Here is a 24079-nt window from a genome sequence, read left to right as displayed (position 1 = left end):
TGGCAAAGCCAGAATCAGTTGACAGAATCTTTCAGCGCTTTACCTGGTTTGAAACCTGGTACACGTGCTGCTGCGATTTGGATTTCTTCACCCGTTTGTGGGTTACGGCCGGTACGGGCAGCGCGCTCACGAACAGAGAATGTACCAAAACCAACCAGCGCAACCTGGTCACCTTCCTTCAGAGACTCAGATACTGCCTCAATGAAAGCGTCCAGCGCACGGCCAGCAGATGCTTTAGAAATATCAGCACCTTCGGCAATTTTATCAACCAATTGAGTTTTGTTCACGATTTCTTCCCCTCTATGAACATTGTCTTCCTGACAACAGCATAATCTATGTTTACGCTGTGACGACAAAGGACAATCAAAAACTTGTATCAGGTCTAATTTATCAGCTCATTGTGACACTGAACAGGCTGTAAGCCTTGTTATTATTGAGCTTACAGCAAATTAGACCCCACTTATAGCCAGACAGAAAAAGGCTGACAAGCGATTTCCACCACAGTCAGCCTCTTACATCTGTTAATTTTGCTGCATATCACTGTTTTGAGCATTTACCAGCTCGATCCCTGTCGGATTATTTTCCAGGGCGATGCGTAACACATCATCAATCCAGCGAACCGGGCGGACTTCCAAATCAGCAATAACGTTGTCTGGGATCTCTTCCAGATCACGTTCATTCTCTTTTGGAATCAGCACCGTTTTAATACCACCACGGTGTGCTGCCAGCAGTTTTTCTTTCAAACCACCGATAGGCAGAACTTCACCACGCAGGGTAATTTCACCTGTCATCGCGACATCGCTGCGCACAGGGTTACCTGTCAGGCTCGACACCAGTGCCGTACACATTGCAATACCCGCACTTGGGCCGTCTTTAGGGGTTGCCCCTTCAGGAACATGAACATGGATATCACGCTTCTCATAGAAGTCGTTATTAATACCCAGTTTCTCTGCGCGAGTACGTACCACAGTCATTGCTGCCTGAATAGACTCCTGCATCACATCGCCGAGAGACCCGGTGTAAGACAGCTTGCCTTTGCCCGGCATAGACTCAGTTTCAATGGTTAGCAGATCGCCGCCCACCTCGGTCCACGCCAGCCCGGTGACTTGTCCAATACGGTTGCTTTCTTCTGCTTTTCCGTAGTCGAAGCGCTGCACACCCAAGTACTGCTTCAGGTTCGCCTGATTAATGGTGACCTTTTTCACTTTCGGGTTCAGCAGGATTTCTTTCACCGCTTTACGGCACAATTTGGAAATTTCACGCTCAAGATTACGCACGCCAGCTTCGCGGGTGTAGTAGCGGATGATGCCGATGATGGCAGAATCTTCTATCTCCACTTCGCCTTTTTTCAGGCCGTTACGTTGAATCTGTTTTTCCAGCAAGTGACGTTTGGCGATGTTGAGTTTTTCGTCCTCGGTATAACCAGACAGGCGAATCACTTCCATACGGTCCAGTAACGGGCCAGGAATATTCATCGAGTTCGATGTCGCCACGAACATCACGTCGGACAAATCGTAATCCACTTCCAGATAATGGTCGTTAAACGCATTGTTCTGTTCCGGATCCAGAACTTCCAGCAACGCTGATGCAGGATCGCCACGCATGTCGGAAGACATCTTGTCGATCTCATCCAGCAGGAACAGTGGGTTTTTCACGCCAACTTTGGCCATTTTCTGGATCAGCTTGCCTGGCATTGAGCCGATGTAAGTCCGGCGGTGACCACGGATTTCCGCTTCATCACGCACCCCGCCCAGCGCCATACGCACGTATTTACGGCCAGTGGCAGCAGCAATCGACTGCCCCAGAGACGTTTTACCGACACCAGGAGGGCCAACCAGACACAGGATCGGGCCTTTCAGCTTATTAATACGGCTCTGGACAGCTAAATACTCAAGAATGCGGTCTTTGACGCGTTCCAGACCATAGTGATCGGCATTGAGGATCTCTTCCGCTTTAGCCAGATCTTTCTTGACCTTGGTACGCTTGTGCCAGGGCACACTCAGCATCCAGTCGATATAACCACGAACCACAGTCGCTTCAGCTGACATCGGCGACATCATTTTCAGCTTTTGCAATTCCTGCTCAGTTTTTTCACGTGCTTCGGCTGGCATCTTCGACTCGTCGATTTTTTTCTTCAACGATTCGAATTCGTCCGGTGCATCATCCAGCTCACCCAGTTCTTTCTGGATGGCTTTCATCTGCTCATTCAGATAGTACTCGCGCTGGCTCTTTTCCATCTGTTTCTTGACGCGGCCACGGATACGTTTCTCTACCTGCAGCAGATCAATTTCAGACTCCATCATGGCCATCAGGAACTCCAGACGTTCCGTGATATCCACAATTTCGAGCACTTTCTGCTTATCTGCCAGTTTCAGTGGCATGTGCGCAGCAATGGTATCGGCAAGGCGAGCGGCCTCATCAATACCATTCAGTGACGTAAGCACTTCAGGCGGGATCTTCTTGTTCAGCTTGATAAAGCCTTCAAACTGATTGATCGCAGTGCGAACCAGCACTTCCTGCTCGCGTTCGTCCATTTCCGGCGTGACCAGAAATTCCGCTTCCGCACTGAAAAATTCGTCGTCAGTCAACTTCTTAACGTTTGCACGCTGCTGACCTTCTACCAACACCTTCACTGTGCCATCAGGCAATTTCAGGAGCTGCAGTATGGTCGCCACTGTGCCGACATCATAGAGATCGTCAACGGTTGGTTCGTCAGTTGCCGCTTCTTTTTGGGCAACCAACAAAATTTGTTTATCGTTATCCATTGCGGTTTCAAGGCAACGAATGGATTTATCCCGGCCTACAAACAATGGAATAACCATATGAGGGTAGACCACCACGTCACGCAGTGGCAGAACGGGAATGGCAAGGCGTTCCGAACGCTCCAGGTTCATATTGTTCTCTCTTTCCGTTCAGTCTCTTTTAGTGAGTATATGGGGGCAGACTGACAAGATTCAACGGTCGATTTGCCAGAAAATCAAAAAGGAGGCCAAAGCCTCCTTTATTTACTCAAACTGTACGTTTTGCAACCACTTACTCGCCGCCTGCAGCTTGATTTTCAGTGTTTTCATAAATCAGCAAAGGTTCAGATTCACCTTTAATAACCGACTCATCAATCACTACTTTACTCACGCCTTCGGCAGAAGGTAGCTCATACATGGTATCCAGCAGCACCGCCTCTACGATAGAGCGAAGGCCACGTGCACCGGTTTTACGTTCCATGGCTTTACGGGCAATTGCCTGCAGCGCATCGTCACGAAATTCCAGTTCAACGTTTTCCAGCTCCAGTAATGCAGCATACTGTTTTGTCAGCGCATTTTTCGGCTCACGCAGAATCTGCACCAGAGCAGATTCATCCAGCTCACTCAAAATCGCAGTGACTGGCAGACGACCGATAAACTCAGGGATCAAACCGTATTTCACCAGATCTTCCGGTTCGACTTTCTCGAATAAATCACTGAGTGTGTTGCGCTGATCTTTAGAGCGGACTTCCGCACCAAAACCAATACCTGAACTGGTTGCCACACGTTGCTCTACCACTTTATCCAGGCCTGCAAATGCACCACCACAAATAAAGAGTATTTTCGATGTATCAACCTGCAGGAACTCCTGCTGAGGATGTTTACGACCGCCCTGTGGAGGCACAGAGGCAACCGTACCCTCGATCAATTTCAGCAGCGCCTGCTGCACACCTTCGCCAGACACGTCACGGGTAATTGATGGGTTGTCAGATTTACGGGAAATCTTGTCAATTTCATCAATATAAACTATTCCGCGCTCAGCTTTAGCGACATCGTAATCACATTTCTGCAGCAACTTCTGGATGATGTTTTCTACATCTTCACCGACATAACCGGCTTCGGTCAGGGTCGTTGCATCCGCCATAGTGAAAGGTACATCCAGCATACGCGCCAGCGTTTCTGCAAGCAGTGTTTTACCACTACCCGTCGGACCTATCAGCAGGATGTTACTTTTACCCAACTCGACACCATCACTTGTGGTGTCGCCATTACGCAAACGCTTGTAATGGTTGTAGACAGCTACAGCCAGTACTTTCTTCGCGTGATCCTGGCCGATGACATAATCATCTAAGTGCGTGCGGATCTCCCTTGGCGTTGGCAGTTCATTACCATCGCGCTTTGGCATAACTTCTTTGATTTCTTCGCGAATGATGTCGTTACACAGATCGACGCACTCATCGCAAATATACACAGAAGGGCCAGCAATCAGCTTGCGAACTTCATGCTGACTTTTACCGCAGAAAGAGCAGTACAGCAGTTTTCCACTACCACTCTCTTTTCGCTTATCTGTCATTCGCTAACCTCATATTGGGTTTCACCCATCCTTGCCTTGTTTTGAGTGTATAACATCTCTCGTCACTTTGCTGTCACCTTGCGCCTTCAGAGCACTGTGCACCATAATGACAGGTTAGTCACGCTTATTCAAAACGGCATCAACCAGTCCATACTCCGCAGCCTGCTCAGCAGACATGAAGTTGTCACGGTCTGTATCTTTTTCAACGATTTCCAATGGTTGGCCGGTATGGTCAGCCAGCAGATTGTTTAATCGCTTCTTAATTGTCAGAATTTCCTGAGCATGAATCTGAATATCAGAAGCCTGTCCCTGGAAACCGCCTAATGGTTGGTGGATCATTACACGGGAATTAGGCAGACAAAAACGTTTACCTTTCGCTCCACCTGCCAGCAGGAATGCACCCATTGAACATGCTTGTCCCATACAGAAGGTACTCACATCCGGTTTGATGTGTTGCATAGTGTCATAGATGGACATACCTGCAGTGACTGAGCCACCAGGGGAGTTAATATACAGGAAAATATCTTTGTCAGGGTTCTCTGACTCCAGGAACAACAGCTGTGCCACAACCAGGTTCGCCATCTGATCTTCAACCTGGCCGGTCAGAAAGATCACACGCTCCTTCAATAGTCGGGAATAGATGTCGTAGGAACGCTCGCCACGAGAGGTCTGCTCGACCACCATAGGAACCAGCGCATTCATAATTGGCGACATGGCGTTATTATCTTGGTAGCTCATAACCTTATTTCCCCAAAAAATTAATGGCCCGAATGATTGACTCATACGGACCATTGTTAGCAGAAGATTTGAAATGAAGTCAAATCTTTACAGTCATTTCAGTCAATTAAGCTGCTGGTTGCTGATTCATCAGCTCATTGAAGCTTACTTCTTTTTCTGAAACCTGTGCTTTAGCCAGTAGAGCATCAATCGCTTGTTCTTCCAGAGCAACATTACGCATGTTGTTCATCAGTTGCTCATTCTTTTCATAGTATGCAACAACTTCCGTTGGATCTTCATAAGCAGATGCCATTTCAGTGATCAGCGCCTTAACTCGCTCGTCATCGGCTTTCAGTTCTTCAGCCTTGATCACTTCACCCAGCAGCAGACCAACTACTACACGACGTTTAGCTTGCTCTTCGAACAGCTCACGTGGCAGCTCTGGTGCATTATCCGCATTACCGCCGAAACGCTGAACAGCCTGCTGACGCAGGGTGTTAACTTCCTGGTCAATCAGCGCAGAAGGTACAGCAATGTCGTTTTGTTCAATCAGACCATTCAGAACCTGATCCTTGATACGGCCTTTAACCGCTTGCTTCAGCTCGCGCTCCATGTTCTTGCGCACTTCAGCTTTCAGGCCTTCAACAGAACCGTCTTCAACGCCAAACTTCTTCACAAATTCGTCGTTCAGCTCTGGCAGCTCCTGAGCTTCTACTTTGTGCAGTTTGATGGCGAACACAGCCGCTTTACCTTTCAGGTTCTCGGCGTGATAGTCTTCAGGGAAAGTGACTTCAATGCTAAACTCTTCACCCGCTTTCTTACCAACGATACCTTCTTCGAAGCCTGGAATCATACGGCCCTGGCCCATTGCCAGAGGGAAAGCTTCTGCTTTACCGCCGTCGAATTCTTCACCGTCAATAGAACCAGTGAAATCGATAGTCACACGGCTGTCTGCGTCAGCAGCGGTATCAACTTCAGCCCAGTTAGCTTGCTGCTTACGCAGTGTTTCCAGCATCTGAGCAACGTCTTCTTCTTTCACTTCAGCAGCTGGCTTCTCGATAGCAATCTTGTCCAGACCCGTCAGTTCAATCTCAGGGAACACTTCGAAGGTTGCTTTGAAAACCAGATCCTTACCTTCAGCCATGTCGACTGGCGTGAACGTTGGCGCACCGGCTGGGTTAATTTTCTCTTTAACGATAGCTTCAATGTAATGACGCTGCATCACTTCACCCAGTACATCCTGACGTACAGATGCGCCGAACATACGTGCAACCATCTTGATTGGTGCTTTACCAGGACGGAAACCGTCAAAACGACGGGTTTTAGCGATTTTCTGCAACTGGGCAGTTACTGCATCTTCGATGTTTGCAGCAGGTACAGTAATCGTAATTTGGCGTTCTAGGCCTTCAGTGGTTTCAACGGTAACTTGCATTTTCTTAAACCTCAAAACTGACTCAGGTTGACTGAGTTATCTTGCCCGTCAGATCTCTGCTGACGCTGGCATCCTTTCGTGTTACGGCTTGAACACCATAACGCCTGAATTCGGTCAATTTCTGTATCACTAGCCAGTGCCACTGAAACAAAAATTAAAGCGCGGTATTATAACGACCCAGCCCTCTTTCGTCGAGGCATCTGGTGTCACACCAAGTGTAAACCTTCGGACAAGATAGGGTCTGAATTCGCATTTTCAAGAGAAAACACGAAAAAATTGCAGTTTAACCTCGCTTTTTTGTTCAAATGTCGATTCAGTGCAGGAATTTTAATCAATACTGCATGCTGCTTTGCGCACTGTAACCAAAGATGAAAAATGAAGAAGCGAGTAGAAAAAGAAGGGTGTGACGAAGAAAAGTGGCGCGCCCTGCAGGATTCGAACCTGCGACCACATGCTTAGAAGGCACGTGCTCTATCCAACTGAGCTAAGGGCGCATTGTCTGAGAGTTAGCAACCAGGAGCGTTAACTAACGGGGGTGAATTATACGTCGCTTGAGATCAAGGTCAACAATAAAACGTTAAAATACCTCGCCAAATGCACCAAGCGGTTAAACTTACGGCAAACACCCTCCTTTGTTGCCTCAGCGAAACACATCCTTTCTCTGTACAGCTAAGCACTTATTATTTGAAAATCTTTAGATTGCAGTATTTTAGGCAGCAATTACTTCTTTATTAACGCAGGGATTTTATCTGAAGCCTGCAAAAAGCAAACGTTTGCGCTATAGATTTCCCCCCTTATCTCTGCGACAATATGCCTGCTCAGCTCATTTCTGTACAAAGGAAAATCATGGCCGCTCAAATCATTGATGGAAAACTTATCTCACAAACTGTCAGACAAGAAGTTGCTGCACGTGTTAAGGCTCGCACTGACGCGGGATTACGTGCACCTGGGTTAGCCGTCATTCTGGTAGGTCAGGATCCTGCCTCACAGATTTATGTCGGCAGCAAGCGCAAAGCCTGTGAAGAAGTGGGCTTTATCTCTCGCTCATTCGACCTTCCTGCTGATACTGCAGAAGTCGAACTGCTGGCGCTGATTGATGAACTGAATGCGGATCAGTCCATAGACGGGATACTGGTACAGTTGCCTCTGCCTGCAGGCATTGACTCCACCAAAGTGCTTGAACATATTAATCCCGAGAAAGATGTCGACGGTTTCCACCCCTATAACGTCGGGCGTCTGTGCCAGCGCATCCCGAAACTGCGCTCATGCACACCAAAGGGGATTATCACTTTGCTGGAGCGCTATAATATCCAGGCTCGTGGCAAACACGCGGTTATTGTGGGTGCTTCTAATATCGTTGGCCGCCCTATGACCCTTGAACTGTTGCTTGCCGGCGCCACGACCACAACCTGTCACCGATTCACTCAGGATCTGGAAAGCCATGTTCGTCAGGCTGATATCCTGGTTGTCGCGGTAGGAAAGCCTAATTTTATTCCGGGTAGCTGGATTAAAGAAGGCGCGACTATCATAGATGTCGGTATCAATCGCCTGGACAACGGCACCCTGGTGGGTGATGTGGAATATGATGTCGCGCGCCAAAAGGCCAAACACATTACTCCCGTCCCTGGTGGTGTTGGCCCGATGACGGTTGCCACACTGATCGAAAATACCCTGCTGGCCTGTGAGCAATTCCACGAAAGCTGACAGGTATTTAGTTATTCCAGAAACAAAAAAGCGAGGTAATCAACCTCGCTTTTTTTGTTATTCATCGGTACTGGCCAGCTTTTATAACCTGTTATAACCCGCGTTATTTCTGCAGCGTTTTCAGATAAGCCGCGAAATCATTCCCGAGCACAGGGTGGCGTAAGCCATATTCTACGAATGCCTGCATATAACCCAGTTTACTGCCGCAATCATGGCTCTTACCAGTCATGTGGAACGCATTAACCTGCTGCTTTTCCATCAACATATCAATTGCGTCTGTCAACTGAATTTCATCACCTGCACCAATCGGAGTTTTGGCAAGAATTTCCCAGATTTCGGCAGGAAGGATATAACGCCCCACGATAGCCAGGTTAGACGGCGCCTGATCAGCCGCTGGTTTCTCAACAACCTTGGCCATAGAAGCTGAATCGCCTGGCGCAATTTGCTCGCCATTCACATCAGCCACACCATAGTTAGACACTTCCGACATTGGTACTGGCTCTACCATGACCTGGCTGACACCTGTTTCATTGAACAGATTAACCATAGCAGCCATGTTCTCACTACGCAGATCGCTGGCAGCATCATCCAGAATCACATCTGGCAGGACGACGGCAAACGGCTCGTTGCCTACCAGTGGACGGGCACAAAGTACCGCATGGCCCAGGCCTTTTGCCTGGCCCTGACGCACATGCATTATGGTCACATCACTTGGACAGATGTTCTGTACTTCATCCAGCAACTGACGCTTAACCCGCTTTTCAAGCGTTGCTTCCAGCTCAAATGAAGTATCAAAGTGGTTTTCAATAGAGTTTTTAGACGAATGGGTAACCAGCACTATTTCTTTAATACCGGCCGCAACACATTCATTCACGACATATTGAATCAGAGGTTTGTCCACAATAGGCAGCATCTCTTTGGGAATGGCCTTTGTGGCTGGTAACATCCTGGTCCCTAAACCGGCTACCGGAATGACCGCTTTACGAACTGGGGAAGACTTTTGCATTGCTTTTTCCATGTACGTTGTCATTGTCAGTCGCAATATAACAAACTTGCCTTTATGCAGCGAGAGATCTGAGCAATAAGCGTGAGCTGGTGTCCTCAACGACAAAAAGACAGATTACGCAGGACAGAGATGGCGGAATGTTTAAGCCACGACCAGGTTACCCACGGCGGACGATATCTGCGTTATCTATACTGATTTTCACCGGTTTACCGAGCAAGTTTATCAGCATGAATGAGCGCTTTTCACCGTCAGGTTCCTGATAGATGGCTTCAAGGCCCTTAAACTGGCCTTGTTTGAGCTCGAGGCACTCGCCGGGTTTGGGCAGATTAGACAACAGACGTCTGTGTTCTTCGCAATTTTCATTCGTCATTAACTCAAACAGCAGTTCAGGCTGAACTTTTTGCGGGTATGCCCCCTGGCGGATAAAGTCAGCCACACCGCGCGTCGAGCGGACTGTGGTATAGCTGACATATTCAGGGTCAAAACAAACATATAATTAGGGAACAGTGGTTCATTCACAGTGACACGTTTTCCGCGCACCACTTTCTCGACGAGTACCTGAGGGTAATAGCACTCTACGCCCTGACGATCCAGATTGACCACGGCCCGCTCCTGCTCGCTTCGCTTGCAATAAAGTAGGTACCAATCTTTCATATCGTCTCTGCCCGGAAAATGTCTGTCTGAAAGTGATTATATGGTGGGAGGTATAAACCTCAATAGTTTCCCTGTACATTGACGCTAAGCGTTTACTTTTCCAACGTTTTCCAGTTTACTCCTAAAGCTGATAGTGTATTGATTCTCCGCTAAACTTTCGTTTTTGCTTTCACTGCCGGATGGATTTCATGCTCTTTCATGGCGTCCAGTCGCTGAATTGTAATACTGAAATTAGCGGCGCCAATTTTGCTCAAAGACAAACGTGCGCCTGAATACGGCAGAACATACGAAGAGGTGAGGTTTTTTCGTGCCCCGTCTCCCAGACTGGTGCCAGCCGGGACTATCATTTCTTCATCGCTGGTTCTCAGCATCGCTTCCGATCCGGTTGACACCACCACCAGGCTTCTGTCACACGCATCAAAAATGCCAAACAACCCCTTGATAGGCACAGCGTAACCCGACTGCTTCATCCCGTTTTCAATGGTTTGCAGCATACTGGAAATGTCATTCTCGCTTGCCATACGTTTGCGCAGATAGTCATTGAACAATGCCCGTATCAGCAGCACAGTGGCCGCCCCCTGCCGGCCCCCTGACTCGGCATCAAGCAGATAGAAAGCCAGACGACCGTCCATCAACCAAGTGTAGTCGAGCAACACGGGCTGCACATCGGCAGACTGCAAAACGCAGTAGCTCATCTGCCAGTCTCCCTGACGGGACAAGGTGTCCGGCATCAGCCCCACCAGCAGCTCGCGAGCAATCTCCGGATTTGATTCCAGCTCATTGATATGCCACTGCAGTTCTTCATCTACCGTCGAGTCATGCTGTAATAGCTGGCTGGAAAAGTCTGTGTATTCGGTTGTGTTTTCCTGTGCTTTGAGTACCGACATCAGTGCAGCTTTCAGCACCATGATGTTATCCAGCGGTTTGACCAGAAAATCTTTAACGCCATGCCTGAGAGCGGCTGCGACATCGGCCATTTCACCGGTACCGGAAATGACAATGACAGGAATCATGGGGTAATGCAGTGAAACCTCTTCAACAAACTCCATGCCTGTCAATACAGGCATAGCCAGATCGCACAAAAGCACATCAGGGATTCCGTCGCGCAGGGCCCGCAGTCCCTGTAAACCGTCTTCAGCTTCCCTGACCTCGCATCCTTGCGATAGCAAAAAGCCTGTTATCATCCGGCGAAACACCGGATCGTCCTCCACAATGAGGATATCTTTACCTTCTAGCAACGATTGTGCCCTCCATGAAACAAGGGGCCAAGAGCACAGAATAATATTCTGCTGAACAGGCACATCCTTCTAATTGAATCTGTGCGAAGTTGGGTAGTCGCGATGAATGTTCTCATTTAGGATAGGCGTAAAACCGCGCTACGTCAGGGCGTCTGCCTGTTCATGAACTTTAGTTTTAGTATTCTGTTAGCCAGTTCAAAATCTTGCCCATTGCGAAACTTGTTTTGGTCCCTGAAGGTCCTATTTTAATAACACTCAATGTTAACCTCTTCACATTGAGTGTTTTGTTATACAATTCCCACTTTCTCATATCCGCTCACGACACGCCTATGAAGCTTGATGATCTAAATTTATTTCGCATTGTGGTTGAGGAAGGCAGCTATACCGCCGCTTCTCGCAAGCATCAGGTGCCTGTTGCCACACTGACCCGCCGTATACAGGCACTGGAAGAAAGCCTGAACCTGCGCCTGCTAAACCGCCATGCTCGCAAGCTGTCGCTGACTGAAGCTGGCCAGCAGTATTACCAGCTGTGTACGCCATTGCTTCAACAGTTACTGGATACCGCAGAAAATATTCGGGAAGAGTCCAGAGGGGCAAGCGGACGACTCAAAATAGCGGCTCCGACCAATCTGAGCAAAGTCATGCTGCAACCTATGCTCAACGCCTTCATGCTCGAACACCCGGCTATCAGTATTGAATTGTTTCTGAGCAATGAACCCGAGCAGTTAGACCCAACTGACTGGGATGTTATCTTTCGTGTCGGTCCGCAACGTGATTCGGCACTGATTGCCCGTAAAATAAACGCGGTGGAAGATATACTGGTTGCCAGCCCAGATTATCTGCAACGTCACCCAACGCTCACTCATGCACAAGATCTGTCCAAGCACTCCCTGCTCAAAGGCTCTCCTCTGCTGCGCTGGCGGCTCAGCAACAAAGACGGAGAAAACATCACGGTTAATGAGAAGGGACGCTTCGAGTCCAATCAGCTGAATGTGGTCAGGAAAGCTTGTGTGGCCGGGCTGGGAATTACATTAATGCCAGATGCCATGCTGAAAAAATACATTCACAGCGGTGAGCTGGTACGAGTGCTGGATAACTGGTCGGCCAACCCGCGCAATGTCTATCTTCTCTATAACCACAAAGATCACCAACCAGAGAAGCTGAGGCTGTTTATTGAGTTCGTAAGTCACTTCTTCAGCACATCCTGAGCCTGCTCTCCTTGCCAACCGGCAGAAGCCCGTCTAAACGTTATATGACAAAGAACACAAAAAGTGCCCGGATATGCACTGACAGTGTTCTGAACAACAACCTGCAATACGTTGTGCGATTTGCACCCTAGATAACGAGGATAGGTTATGATTCTGGGACATTTATTCGGGCTTTACACTCATCCCAAAAAAGAGTGGCACAACATTGATGAGCAGCATGAGGGGATGCAAAGCAGTTTGAGCCACATTATGCTGATCGCCTTGCTTCCGCCTATTTTTGCCTACATTTCCAGTGTGTTTATCGGCTGGCGGGTCGGGGCTGTTGACCCGATTTACCTGACACCGTCCAGTGCGCTGTTCATGTCTGTTGCCATGTACTTTGCCCTGATTGGCGGGGTATTTGCGCTTGCCTACCTGACATACTGGATGAGCCATACCTTTGGCTCAACACCAACCTATACCCAAGCGCTTGAATTGGCAGCTTACACAGCAACACCGCTGTTTATGATCAGTATTGCCGCCTTGTACCCTCAGTTGTGGTTTCTGATGATGGCCGGACTGGTCGGCATCACCTACTCAGTGTACCTGCTATACACAGGTGTCCCTATTCTGATGCACATTCCGGAAGAGCGCGGTTTTATCTATGCCAGTTCGATTGTGACCTGTGGCCTGGTACTGCTGGTTTCCATCATTGCCGGCTCTGTCATTCTGTGGAACATGGGATTGGGGCCACAGTTCAGTCACTAACCTGTCCCGAGTTCAACGCATTAAATTCAACGCATTAAAAAAGGCAAGCTCAGAGAGCTTGCCTTTTTGTGTTCAGACACTGGTGCTGACAATGAAGGTGTTACACGCCTTCGTTATACAGTTCCAGGTTTGCCAGTTCCTGCTGAATTTCACGCTGCGTTTTGGCATCTTCGCTGCGCAGCGTTTCCAGGTACTCTAAATACTGCTGGTTCACATCGCCCGTGACATAGTTGCCATTAAAGACGGAAGTTTCGAACAGTTTAATGTCAGGGTTGCCTTCTGCAACCGCATCCACCAAATCCTGCAAGTCCTGGAAAATCAGACCGTCTGCACCGATCATCTTGCAGATTTCATCCACTTCACGACCATGAGCAATCAGTTCATTCGCGCTTGGCATATCAATGCCGTATACATTAGGGAAACGAATTTCCGGCGCCGCAGAAGCCAGGTAGACTTTTTTGGCACCCGCTTCACGCGCCATTTCAATGATTTGCTCAGAGGTGGTCCCACGTACAATCGAATCATCAATCAGGAGTACACTTTTACCCTTGAATTCAGAGCTGATCGCGTTCAGTTTACGACGCACTGACTTACGGCGCAGCTGCTGACCCGGCATGATAAAGGTACGGCCGACATAGCGGTTCTTCACAAAGCCCTGACGGTAAGGTTTATCAAGCGTACGGGCAATTTCCAGTGCACTGTCGCAAGAGGTTTCCGGAATCGGGATAACCACATCAATATCCAGATCATCCCACTCGCGCTTAATCTTCTCACCCAGCTTCTTACCCATATTCAGGCGAGCGCTGTACACAGAAATCTTATCAATAAAAGAGTCTGGACGGGCAAAATACACGAACTCGAACACACATGGGTTCAAAGCCGGATTTTCAGCACACTGCTCAGTGAACAGTTGGCCGTCAAAAGTGATATAGACCGCCTCTCCCGGTGCAACATCACGCATGAAATCAAAACCCACCGCGTCCAGTGCCACCGATTCAGAGGCAACCATGTACTCGACTTTACCTTCAACTTCGCGCTTACCCAGGCACAGAGGGCGGATTCCGTGCGGGTCACGAAATGCCATCAGACCATGCCCGATAACCATAGCCACAACGGCATAAGCACCACGCACCTTTTTATGCACAGCACGAATCGCCGCAAAGATGTCATCTGAAGTTAACGGGTAGTTAGTCGCGCCTTCCAGCTGATGAGCCAGAACATTCAACAGAATTTCCGAGTCGGAAGAAGTGTTAACATGACGGCGAGCCTGCTCAAAGAGCGAATCTCTGATGTCGGCTGCGTTAGTCAGGTTACCATTGTGCGCCAGTGAAATACCGTAAGGAGAGTTCACATAAAAAGGCTGAGCCTCTGAAGCACTTGAGCTGCCCGCAGTAGGGTAACGAACGTGCCCAAGCCCTACAGTCCCCTGCAGACGCTGCATGTGTTTTGCTTCGAAGACGTCACGCACCAGGCCATTGGCCTTGCGCAGACGAAAACGATTGCTTTCCAGGGTAACAATACCGGCAGCATCCTGGCCACGGTGCTGCAGCACGGTCAGTGCATCATAAATAGACTGGTTAACCGGGGTGTTTCCCACGATTCCGACAATACCACACATGTCCTAAATCCTCGTCATGGATCATCAATAATTGCATTGAGTAACAATACGTTAGTTCGTTGTCTCCATACGGTTACTCAATGCAATTAATATAAATCCGGCGCTATAACGCGCCGGGAAGAAAACTGGAACTCTCTTTCAGGTAAGAGAAAAACCACTCAATTACCACACCAAACTGCGGGATTAACTGCGACGCCTGCCACCATTCTGCATCAGCAAAACCGGTAAAGGCATCCAGAAAAAACAGCACAGCGGCAATGATAAGCACACCGCGAAGGGCACCAAATACGATACCCAGCACCCTGTCGGTACCGGACAAACCGGTTTTCTGCACTAGTTGCCCGATCACATAATTCACTACCGCTCCCACAATCAGTGTGGCAATGAACAATACCGCGATAGCACTGCCATTTCGTATGAGCTCATCCTGAATATTGGTGAAATACAGCGCCAGTTCTTTGTAAAAATTGCTGGCAACAAAAAATGCCGCAAACCAAATCACCAGCGACAGCGCTTCCTTCACAAAACCACGGATCAAACTGACCAGTGAAGAAAAGGCAATCACCCCTAAAATGACATAATCAATCCAGATCATCTTCTACTTAATTCTTGTTGTTGGCGCGTATTCTAACAGAAAAAATCAGAACGCAAACGTTTACCTAAGGGTTGAGTGGGTTAAATCTGAGCAATTGCCCGTTAAGCCCGGTAAGTTTACGCAAATCGTCTGCTTTCCCTGACAGTTTATCTTTGTCGATCTCGGGTCCGACGACAACACGGGCCAAATCACCTGGTTTCAGCTGTTTTGGCAGAACGTGCGCCTGATAGCCTTTACTTCTCAGTTTCTCAACCAGTTGATGCGCATTCTCAAAATTACGGAACACCCCCAGCTGAATCACCCAGCCACTGTCTGTGTTGCCCGGTTGCGGTTCGCCGACAGGCTGCGGCTTGACGTTAACAGGCTCGGATACCGACTCGGGTAGTACAGGTTCTCCGGCAATTTGCTCAGTCACTGGCATAGGTGGTAATTCGGCTTCCGCATCCACGGGTTCCGGAATCGCAATCAGGTTGTCTCCATTACCAGTCTGAGGCTGCAAAGGAATACTGGCAAACTGCTCTTGGAAGTGCTGCTTTTTGCCATCAAAAAAATCAGGCAGAAAAATCACACCGATTGCGACCAGTACGATAGTTCCGACCAGACGACTCTGAAATTTACTCGCCACACTTACTCCTGTGTCTTAATGTAGCTGGACACTTCGCCAACTGTGTAAAACGAACCAAAGACAATCACGACATCTTCAGGTTGCGCCAGCATTAATGCCGCCTGATAAGCAAGTTCAGGTGCAGTATACAGATCGCCCTGAAACGTCAGATACTCAGCAATTTCCTGGGCAGACGCAGCGCGAGGCCCCTTGAGTGATGCCGGATACCAGGCATCCACTACCGCCTTCATCTCAATCAGGGTTGATGGGATGTCTTTATCACGCAGCATACCCACCACGCCGTGAATTTTACCCACCGGGCGGACATTCTTCAGCGCCTTGAGCTGACGGGCCAGATAATTTGCCGAATGCGGATTATGGGCCACATCAAGTAAAATCAGCGGATTATCCGCTACCGTTTCCATCCGGCCGGCAAGGCGCACTTTGGCTAAGCCGGAAACAATGTGCTGATCACTGATCTCCAGTTCAGCGACACCAAGTGCCATCAGCGCAGTGGCCGCGTTAGGTAAAGGTAAAGCAGGCAGAGGCAGCTGTTCCATGTCGAATGCACCGCACTTCCAGTTCCATGTCTCTCCTGCCTGCTCGTAGGTATACTGATAGCCAACCTGATACAACTCAGCCCCAATACTGTCAGCATGCGCGGCCACGGAAGCAGGGGGATTGGGCTGACCGCAGACGGCTGGCTTCCCGGCACGGAAAATACCGGCCTTCTCATAGCCAATCACTTCGATGTCGTTCCCCAGCCAGTCCACATGATCAATGGCCAGACTGGTAATAACCGAGACATCATGATCCACAATATTGGTCGCATCCAGTCGGCCACCCAGTCCCACTTCTAACACCACAACATCTACCTGATGGGTTTTAAAGAGGTTGAGTGCGGCCAGTGTACCGAATTCGAACAGGCTCAGACTGGTGTCCTGCCGGTATGATTCTACCGCCGCAAACGCCTGACTGTGTTCACTGTCATCCAGCTCCTGACCATTAATGCGTACCCGCTCGTTGTAGCGCACCAAATGTGGTGAGCTGTACACACCCACACTGTATCCCGCCTGCTGCAGGATGGCTTCAAGAATGGCGCAGGTCGAACCTTTACCATTGGTGCCCGCAACAGTAATCACTGTCGGTGCCGGTTTGCGTAATCCGGCCCGCTCACCCACGGCCTGCACACGATCCAGCCCCAGCTCGATGGCACTGGTGTGAAGGTTTTCCAGATAAAGCAGCCAGTCATTTAGCGGTGAAGTAGCCGAAGGAACAGATTGCGGCGTTGCAGAGGAATCAGACATGTAACAGTACTAACTAATGTAATTAAGATGATGTCGCTTAATGTAGCATGAAGTACGCAGAATTTAACGGTTGAGAGCCAAACGAAGAAACGAAATGTGGAACAATAACGATATTTGCCTGACTGGCAGACCGCTTTTCACTTCAGCCTGACATTTGTCTGCGCGAAAAAAAACGCCCGGTATACAACCAGGCGCTTTTTCGTCTTAAGCTTTGTCTTCCGCAGACTCGGTATCGCTGTCAGCTTCGACGTCCGCTGACACCTGCGGTTCCCTTTCGACAGGCACCACAAGCGGAGACTCAGCATTCATCATCTTGGCCAGCAGGCCGCCAATACGCTGACGCATTTCACGGCGGTCAACAATCATATCAATCGCGCCGTGCTCCAGCAGGAATTCACTGCGCTGGAAACCTTCAGGTAACTTCTCGCGTACAGTCTGCTCAATCACCCGCTGTCCGGCAAAGCCAATCAGCGCCTTAGGCTCGCCGATGTTGATATCACCCAACATCGCCAGACTGGCAGAAACACCGCCCATTGTCGGATCAGTCAGCACAGAGAAGAAAGGCAAACCTTTCGCCGACAAACGCTCCAGCGCCGCACTTGTTTTCGCCATTTGCATCAGAGACATCAGCGCTTCCTGCATACGGGCACCGCCGCTGGCAGAGAAACAAACCAGACCGCAGTTATTGGCAATCGCTTCATCAACCGCGCGAACAAACTTGGCACCGACAACCGATCCCATAGAGCCCCCCATGAAGGAGAACTCAAAGGCACAGGCAACCACAGGTTGCTGTAACAATGTCCCTTTCATGGCCACCAGCGCATCTTTTTCACCGCTGGCTTTCTGGGCCGCTGTAATACGGTCTTTGTATTTTTTCGAATCACGGAATTTCAGGTGATCTTTAGGCTCCAGCTCCGCAGCAATCTCCACCTGGCCTTCTTCATCGAGGAAGGTTTCCAGACGGCGGCGGGCTTTCATGCGCATGTGGTGATCACACTTTGGGCAAACTTCCAGATTGCGCTCAAGATCAGCGTAATAAAGTACCTGTTCACAAGAGGTACATTTCGTCCATACCCCTTCAGGGATAGATGCTTTACGAGACGTTACAATGTTGCTTTTTGTGAGGATCTTTTCAAGCCAGCTCATGAATGACCTTTCATTTACATCTCCCCCGCCCTGTGGCAAGGGATAATCAATTCGATAATTTCAAGTCCGGAATTAAAACACAAACTCGTCTAAGTGTAGATAAAAAACTGGTTGTACCTTGAGGAAATAGAGTGTTAACGGGATCTTAGCTCAAGAAACTTGACCGACCAGTTAACGTCCGACTGAACCATTACAGCTCAGATTTCACTCAACCTCTGCAGACCTTGCCTGCGCGACAACCAGTCAGCGCGATATTGCGCGTTAAAACAGATCACCTGCTCACAAAAAGAGCGGGCCTGCAGAAACGCAGGGCAAATCATAGGCTTCAGGATAATCCACTTCAACCAAATATAAGCCTTCCGCTTTTGCGGTCGCACCCGCTAAAGTACGATCTTTCTGCGCCAGCAGCCACTGAATCCATTCAGGTTTTTCTTCGCCCCGCCCCACTTTAATCAGGCTGCCTGTGATATTACGCACCATATGATGAACAAAAGCATTGGCCTTAATATCAATAATGACGTAATGGCCCTGCCGGGTGACATTCAGGTGCATCACATTACGCCACGGGCTGCGGGACTGGCAAAACACCGCCCGGAATGAAGTAAAGTCATTCTCGCCCAGCAGGTACTGTCCGGCCTGATGCATTTTTTCAGCATCCAGCTCACCGTGATAATGGCTGATACCCGAACCAAGGATAGCAGGCCGCAGCGCATGATTGTAAATGACATAGCGATAACGTCTGGCGGTAGCGCTGAAACGGGCATGGAACTCATCCGGTACTTCCTTTGCCCAGCGCACAGCAATGTCTTTGGGCAAATGGGCGTTGGTTCCCATCGTCCAGGCCACCAGCTTGCGCGGTGTATCACAATCAAAGTGCACCACTTGCCCGGTACCGTGCACACCGGCATCGGTACGACCGGCGCATTGCACCTCTATGGTCTGGTTGGCAATTTTGCTCAGCGCTTTTTCCAGTCTGCCCTGCACACTGTCAACGTCACGCTGACGCTGCCAACCAAAATAGCGGCTCCCGTCGTACTCAATTCCTAAGGCAATTCGCATGTCTGCACTCTTACTTATCTGAAAACCCTGCCAGCGTGTCCGCCGGCAAAGCGAAAGCAGGGATTATAAAAAAAGCGCCAAAAGAAAAGAAGTCCGCATACGCGGACTTCCTGTTCAGTCTGATGAAATGATCAGCGATCCATCTTTAATAACAGATTCGCAGCTTCACGGCTGACATCGCCATCACCGTTTTCAGCCACATCCTCCAATAAAAAGTATGCCCCGTCAGTGTCATTCATTTCCAGATAGGCTTTGGCCAAATCGAGTTTGCTGGCGTATTCACCCGCACCGTCGACATCAATATCGCCAATGCCGGCTAACACATCCGGAAACTCATCCAGCCCCACATCCAGCTTGAGCGGTGCTGAATCCAGTTCAGGATCCGACTCCCCTTCCAGCTCTTTCATCAGTTCATCGATACTGATGTAAGGCTCATTGTCACTTGCTGAGGCTATCAGCTGGCTCTCTGCCTGAGTATCTGCGACGTCCACAGGCTCGTCAGTCTGTTCAGAGAGCGGCGGCTGCTCCCCCCAGTCCTCACTTTCCAGTTCAGGCTCAGGGATATCCGCTCCCCAGATGGCGTTTTCTTCCGGCGACAGCTCCTGATCATCCAGCTCGGACAGCGGCACACTTTCATGTAGCAGCCACTGTTCATGCTCGAACTCATCGGGATTGTTTTGTTCTGCTCTGGGTTCAGATTCAGGCTGTGGCTCCGGCAAAGATTCAGGCTCAGCCGGAGCGTCGGCATCAGGCAACGCAAGATCAGACAGTTCCCCCCCAGGCTCAGCATCCGCACTGTCTTCGGTGCGCATTGAAGGCAGTGTCTCATCGGATTGAAGCTCATCAAACGCCTGCATAGCTGGCACTTCCAGCTCAGGTTCTGCCAGCAACGCCGCCATATCCAAGCCTGCGGAGTCGATCATTTCATCGCTCCAGGGTTCATTCAGCTCTGGCTGAGGCTGAGGCTGAGGCTGAGGCTGGACAGTCTGTGCTTCATCGCCGTGCTTCAGTTCCTGCTCGTACTGCTCCAGCTCCATCTGCTCTTCAAATGAGGCATTCAATGCATCATCTTCATCAAACTCAGGCAAGGTCGTCGGATCAATCACCGCATATTCATACTGAGGTTTGCCATGCATAGGCACGGCTTGCCCGGCAGTCTCTTGCCCGGAAGAAGCCTCTTGCGACGCAGAATCATCTTGTAATGAAGGAGCATCTTGCGCCGGTACTGCCTGCGCTGGTTCTGCATCTGTCTCAGCCAGCTCACCGTTTCGCTCAGCAGCCTGCGCGGCCAGCTGTAACTGCTCCGAGACTTTATTGAGCGCGGCCTGGGCATCATCATCAGACCAGTCTTTGTCATCCTCATCGTCTTGCCACGAGACAGCTTCAGGATCGAGCAGCGCAGCTTCTTCGTCGAACTCCGGAAATTCCTCCAGGTTGAACACAGGTTCCTGGCGTCCGGCAACGGCCTCATCCCAGGCAGGATCGAGTGTTGCTTCGGGCTGCTCCGCTGCTGCATCCAGCGCCGAGGTATGTTCATGTACCTGCTCGTCGTCCACAAACTCAGGCTCTGCAGCCTGTACTTGTGTCTGAGCCTGCTCCTGTGCCTTAACCTGTGCCTCATCGACAGCCTTTTCAGCCAGCTCCGATTTCAGATACGGGTTCTGTTCTATCAACTGGCTGGCTTCATCGCTGTCGTGATGCCACTGCACGGTATCGTGATCTTCCGCCGACTCGGTGTCTGGTGAAGCCGGTGCAGGCTCAGCAACCACATCCTGGGCGTCAGGTGCAGTGTGTTCCGCAACCTGCTGGGCAAACGTTTCTGTTGCTGCCCCTTCATCTGCGTCTTGCTCAGCAGACTCACTTTTCTCTGGCTCTGCTTCAGTATCGCCAATCTCAGTTGCAGGTGCTTCGCTGTGTGAAACCGGTTCATTCACAGCGCCTGAATCCTCGGCTTCGATATTGTCGTCCGGGGCCGAATCTGCGCTGTCAGATTCCATAACGACTGAGTCATCCGTCTGGACGTCACTCAACAGGCTATCAATATCATCCTGGCTGGCTGTCGTTTCTGGCTCAGATACTGGCTCTGATTCTGACTCAAATTCAGATTCAGCGACTGCTTCTGCTTCTGCTTCATCAGTCGCCGCCTGAACTGCGGCTGGTGGTGGCGCTGCATCGGCCACTTTCTCAGCTTCAGGCTCAGCGTCAAAAATACCAGTGTCAGATTCATCAGGGGCAGAGTCTTGGATCTCTGTACCATCTGAAACCGAGTCACCGACATCGGCCATGCCCTGAAGGTATTCTTCAGGCGGCTCGCTTTGTGTCTCAGTGTCATCCAGATCACTTAAGTGCTCATCGACGGTTTTTTTTTCAGAAAAAATCAGATCGTCGATGTCATCCGCACTAACAGTATCCTCTTCTTCCTGAGGGTCTTCCTCATCCAGTGTCAGCAGCTCATCGAAAACATCTTTGTCTTCATCTGTGTTTTCTTCAGCATCCAGCTCAGGATCGATCTGCTCGTTGGGGTTATCTTCATCCAGCAACTCGTCCAGCAGGACCGTACTGTTTTCATCCAGCTCAAAGTCGCTGTCAGCATCACTTTCCTGATCATCAATCAGCTCGTCCAGTAACTCGGTGCTGCTGGCATCCAGGTTGAAGTCACTATTGAGATCGTCCAGTTCCCAATCCGCTTCAGCACTGTCATCCTGAATGCTGTCAGCCCGGGCATTGTTAACCGCAGAGCTGGCGGGCTCATTTTGCACGTCACCTTCACGTTCAAAATCCTGCATCAGTTCATTGAGAATGTCCTGATCCAGCATGCCAAGCTCAATACTGTCGGCTTTATTACCTGTCAGTTCACTGTCAGCAAAGGCATCGAACAGATCGTCATTGCGCTTGTCTTCGACGGGCTTTGCCGGCAATGCGTCCTCGTCTTCCAGTAAACCAACGGCAAGATCAAAGTCCGTTTCTTCGTTATCCTGTGCGCTGAAAGGCTTGTCCCAAATGCCACTCAGACTGTCTTCTTTTTCCTGCGGCGGCGCCTGATCAATCTGATCCAGTGCACGCTCCATATCCTGGAGACCAATGGCCTGATCGTTGTTCTTAACCGAGATATCACTCTTTGGCAATTCATTGCCAAAGGCGTCATCCAGCCCGTCCGTCAGATCCAGCTCATCAAGCTCTGCATCGTTATCATCAAACAGGTTGTCCGAGAAGATCGGATTGTCCTGCGGCGTCTTATCATCAAACAGATCGTCAAGACTGCTGTCTTCACTGTCCAGCCCCAGATGCGGTTCATCATCGTCCAGATCAGTGACTATAGGCTTAGGCGCTTCTTTGCTTACCTCAGCGACAGGGGGAGTAGTGTCTTCCTCTTTACGGCGCCGGCCAACGAAAAATGCCAGTAAGCCTGCAATTAAACTGCCGGGAATCAAAGCGGCACCTGCCAGTGCCCACGGGTTTGCAACCAGTTTATCCAGCCAGTGAAGTGGCGGTTGTTCGACCAGCGGCGCGTCAAGCTGGCCTTGCTGCACTTTTTGCTGGTCAATGAATGACTGAATTTCGCCGCGCAGCTCCTCGTCACCCGCCAGCTGTTCTTTCAGCGCACCAATTTCATGCTGCATTTCAGACAAGCGAACACGAAGCAACTGATTACTTTCGCGTAATTTGGTCAGCTCTTCATCTGAGGTGTCAAGCTGCTCCTGAAGCGCAGGCGAAAGGGCACCATTCGCCGTACCTGCGGCAGCGGCGGCAACACCCGCTGCAGGCGCGGTGGATGACACTGCTGGTGCGGCTGGGCGTTCTGGTGTGCTGGCAGGCACTGAAGGAGACTGAGCCTGAACCTGTGGCGCAGGTACGGCCGGTTTCGGTGCTGGCGCCGATCTGGGAGCAGAAGTCGATCCTGCCCCCGACGTACCTGCTTGTGCTGATGCCGGACGGCTATTATTACCTCCGGTCGTATTGCCCGCGTTACCCGCGCGCGCGCGCGACTGCTCACGGCGCTGAAGATCAGTTTCTACGCGATTGCGTATCTGATCGGCATTTTCCGCCTGAATCTGAGCCATGGTCGGCATTCTCAGGCGGCTACCCGGGATCAGGCCATGAATATTGCTGTCAGTGAAGGCATTAGGGTTGGCACGGAAAATTGCCCCGAGGACCTGATAAATAGAAACGTTGTCATTGGGCTTATACCGCGACGCAATGGACCATAAGGTTTCGTTTTCGCCTGTCGGGCCGTAAATACCGACAGAGCGATTGCCGGGAGCCGTCGCTGGACGCGACGTGGCCGCGCGAGGCTGAGTCACAGCGGGTCGGGGCGATGGCGCGGGTGACACCGCAGGCGCCGGTGGTTGTACGGGCTCAGCAACCTGATCGGTCGGCCCCATAATTCGAACAGTGTTCGCTTGAACGGCGACAGGAAGCTGCAAAGCCGCCGATGCGATAACGACCGGTAAGATGGCACGTTTCATTTTATTTGATGAGTCAGACACTGCCTGCTGTCCTCTCTGGCAGAGATAGTAAACTAGGAATTCTTCGGCCTGTAGCCAGAATACTTGAGCGTAAATGCAAAACGACAGGCGTTTGTGAACATTAAAAGTGATTGTTGCCTGCCATGGCTTGATGTCAATCACCATGCCCGGCTTTTACTGTGAAGATCAAGAAATTGGCTAAAGGAACTCAAAGGCGTGCTCATTCGCACGCCTCTGAATCGCCGGGTGTATCCGGCCGCTTGG

17 protein-coding genes, 1 tRNA gene and 1 pseudogene are annotated in these 24079 nt (G+C 50.1%); 3 read left to right on the top strand and 16 right to left on the bottom strand.

Annotated elements, in window-relative coordinates; translation table 11 throughout:
- Positions 1–14 precede the first annotated feature (14 nt).
- The 6 genes from hupB to L6J37_RS02550 all read right to left on the bottom strand — a co-directional run bounded on the left by hupB (position 15) and on the right by L6J37_RS02550 (position 6957).
- Positions 15–287: a nucleoid-associated protein HU-beta gene (gene hupB / locus L6J37_RS02575; protein ID WP_027252850.1), complete on the bottom strand. Its 273-nt coding sequence runs from the start codon at positions 285–287 to the stop codon at positions 15–17.
- 234 nt (positions 288–521) lie between these two features.
- A complete protein-coding gene (gene lon, locus L6J37_RS02570; RefSeq protein ID WP_192015103.1) occupies positions 522–2894 on the bottom strand; it encodes an endopeptidase La in 2373 nt (790 codons plus the stop codon).
- Between the two features lie 139 nt (positions 2895–3033).
- Positions 3034–4314: an ATP-dependent protease ATP-binding subunit ClpX gene (clpX, locus tag L6J37_RS02565; RefSeq protein WP_027252852.1), complete on the bottom strand. Its 1281-nt coding sequence runs from the start codon at positions 4312–4314 to the stop codon at positions 3034–3036.
- 114 nt (positions 4315–4428) lie between these two features.
- Positions 4429–5052, bottom strand: coding sequence for an ATP-dependent Clp endopeptidase proteolytic subunit ClpP (gene clpP, locus L6J37_RS02560; RefSeq protein ID WP_192015102.1), 624 nt, complete (start codon positions 5050–5052; stop codon positions 4429–4431).
- 106 nt (positions 5053–5158) lie between these two features.
- The gene (gene tig / locus L6J37_RS02555) at positions 5159–6463 is read right to left on the bottom strand and encodes a trigger factor (RefSeq protein ID WP_192015101.1); all 1305 of its coding nucleotides are present in this window, start codon (positions 6461–6463) and stop codon (positions 5159–5161) included.
- Positions 6464–6880: 417 nt separating this feature from the next.
- Positions 6881–6957 (bottom strand) — tRNA-Arg (locus tag L6J37_RS02550).
- A 352-nt stretch (positions 6958–7309) separates the two neighbouring features.
- Between L6J37_RS02550 and folD the strand changes: the two genes are divergently transcribed.
- Complete coding sequence (gene folD / locus L6J37_RS02545; RefSeq protein WP_192015100.1) at positions 7310–8167, top strand: bifunctional methylenetetrahydrofolate dehydrogenase/methenyltetrahydrofolate cyclohydrolase FolD; 858 nt, start codon at positions 7310–7312, stop codon at positions 8165–8167.
- 103 nt (positions 8168–8270) lie between these two features.
- Here the strand turns inward: folD and galU are convergent, their stop codons facing one another.
- The 3 genes and pseudogenes from galU to L6J37_RS02530 form a co-directional block, all read right to left on the bottom strand.
- Positions 8271–9173 (bottom strand): UTP--glucose-1-phosphate uridylyltransferase GalU, encoded by a 903-nt coding sequence (gene galU / locus L6J37_RS02540; protein WP_192015099.1) that lies wholly within the window; start codon positions 9171–9173, stop codon positions 8271–8273.
- A gap of 157 nt (positions 9174–9330) precedes the next feature.
- Positions 9331–9827, bottom strand: a pseudogene (gene rfaH, locus L6J37_RS02535) (transcription/translation regulatory transformer protein RfaH).
- A gap of 149 nt (positions 9828–9976) precedes the next feature.
- A complete protein-coding gene (locus tag L6J37_RS02530; protein WP_237794051.1) occupies positions 9977–11065 on the bottom strand; it encodes a response regulator in 1089 nt (362 codons plus the stop codon).
- 329 nt (positions 11066–11394) lie between these two features.
- On the opposite strand from L6J37_RS02530, the gene L6J37_RS02525 reads away from it, so the two are divergent.
- Together L6J37_RS02525 and L6J37_RS02520 are read left to right on the top strand one after the other, a co-directional pair.
- Positions 11395–12273, top strand: coding sequence for a LysR family transcriptional regulator (locus tag L6J37_RS02525; protein WP_192015096.1), 879 nt, complete (start codon positions 11395–11397; stop codon positions 12271–12273).
- A gap of 147 nt (positions 12274–12420) precedes the next feature.
- Complete coding sequence (locus L6J37_RS02520; protein WP_161444961.1) at positions 12421–13020, top strand: Yip1 family protein; 600 nt, start codon at positions 12421–12423, stop codon at positions 13018–13020.
- Positions 13021–13120: 100 nt separating this feature from the next.
- On the opposite strand, the gene purF is transcribed toward L6J37_RS02520, so the two are convergent.
- From purF to L6J37_RS02485, 7 genes are all read right to left on the bottom strand, one after another.
- On the bottom strand, positions 13121–14638 hold the full coding sequence (gene purF / locus L6J37_RS02515) for an amidophosphoribosyltransferase (RefSeq protein WP_027252860.1): 1518 nt from the start codon (positions 14636–14638) through the stop codon (positions 13121–13123).
- 103 nt (positions 14639–14741) lie between these two features.
- Positions 14742–15233: a colicin V production protein gene (gene cvpA, locus L6J37_RS02510; RefSeq protein WP_237794050.1), complete on the bottom strand. Its 492-nt coding sequence runs from the start codon at positions 15231–15233 to the stop codon at positions 14742–14744.
- Between the two features lie 64 nt (positions 15234–15297).
- Positions 15298–15858, bottom strand: coding sequence for an SPOR domain-containing protein (locus tag L6J37_RS02505; protein WP_192015095.1), 561 nt, complete (start codon positions 15856–15858; stop codon positions 15298–15300).
- A 2-nt stretch (positions 15859–15860) separates the two neighbouring features.
- Positions 15861–17144, bottom strand: coding sequence for a bifunctional tetrahydrofolate synthase/dihydrofolate synthase (folC, locus tag L6J37_RS02500; RefSeq protein ID WP_237794049.1), 1284 nt, complete (start codon positions 17142–17144; stop codon positions 15861–15863).
- A gap of 204 nt (positions 17145–17348) precedes the next feature.
- Entirely contained in the window at positions 17349–18290 is a 942-nt protein-coding gene (accD, locus tag L6J37_RS02495) for an acetyl-CoA carboxylase, carboxyltransferase subunit beta (protein ID WP_192015093.1), read from the bottom strand.
- A gap of 279 nt (positions 18291–18569) precedes the next feature.
- Entirely contained in the window at positions 18570–19349 is a 780-nt protein-coding gene (gene truA / locus L6J37_RS02490) for a tRNA pseudouridine(38-40) synthase TruA (RefSeq protein WP_192015092.1), read from the bottom strand.
- A gap of 131 nt (positions 19350–19480) precedes the next feature.
- On the bottom strand, positions 19481–23836 hold the full coding sequence (locus L6J37_RS02485) for a FimV/HubP family polar landmark protein (protein ID WP_237794048.1): 4356 nt from the start codon (positions 23834–23836) through the stop codon (positions 19481–19483).
- Positions 23837–24079 lie beyond the last annotated feature (243 nt).

The sequence above is a fragment of the Photobacterium sp. WH77 genome (assembly GCF_022014395.1).
Taxonomy (GTDB): domain Bacteria; phylum Pseudomonadota; class Gammaproteobacteria; order Enterobacterales; family Vibrionaceae; genus Photobacterium; species Photobacterium arenosum.
The sequence above is the reverse complement of the archived record's forward strand: the minus strand, read 5'-3'. Positions and strand labels throughout refer to the sequence as shown.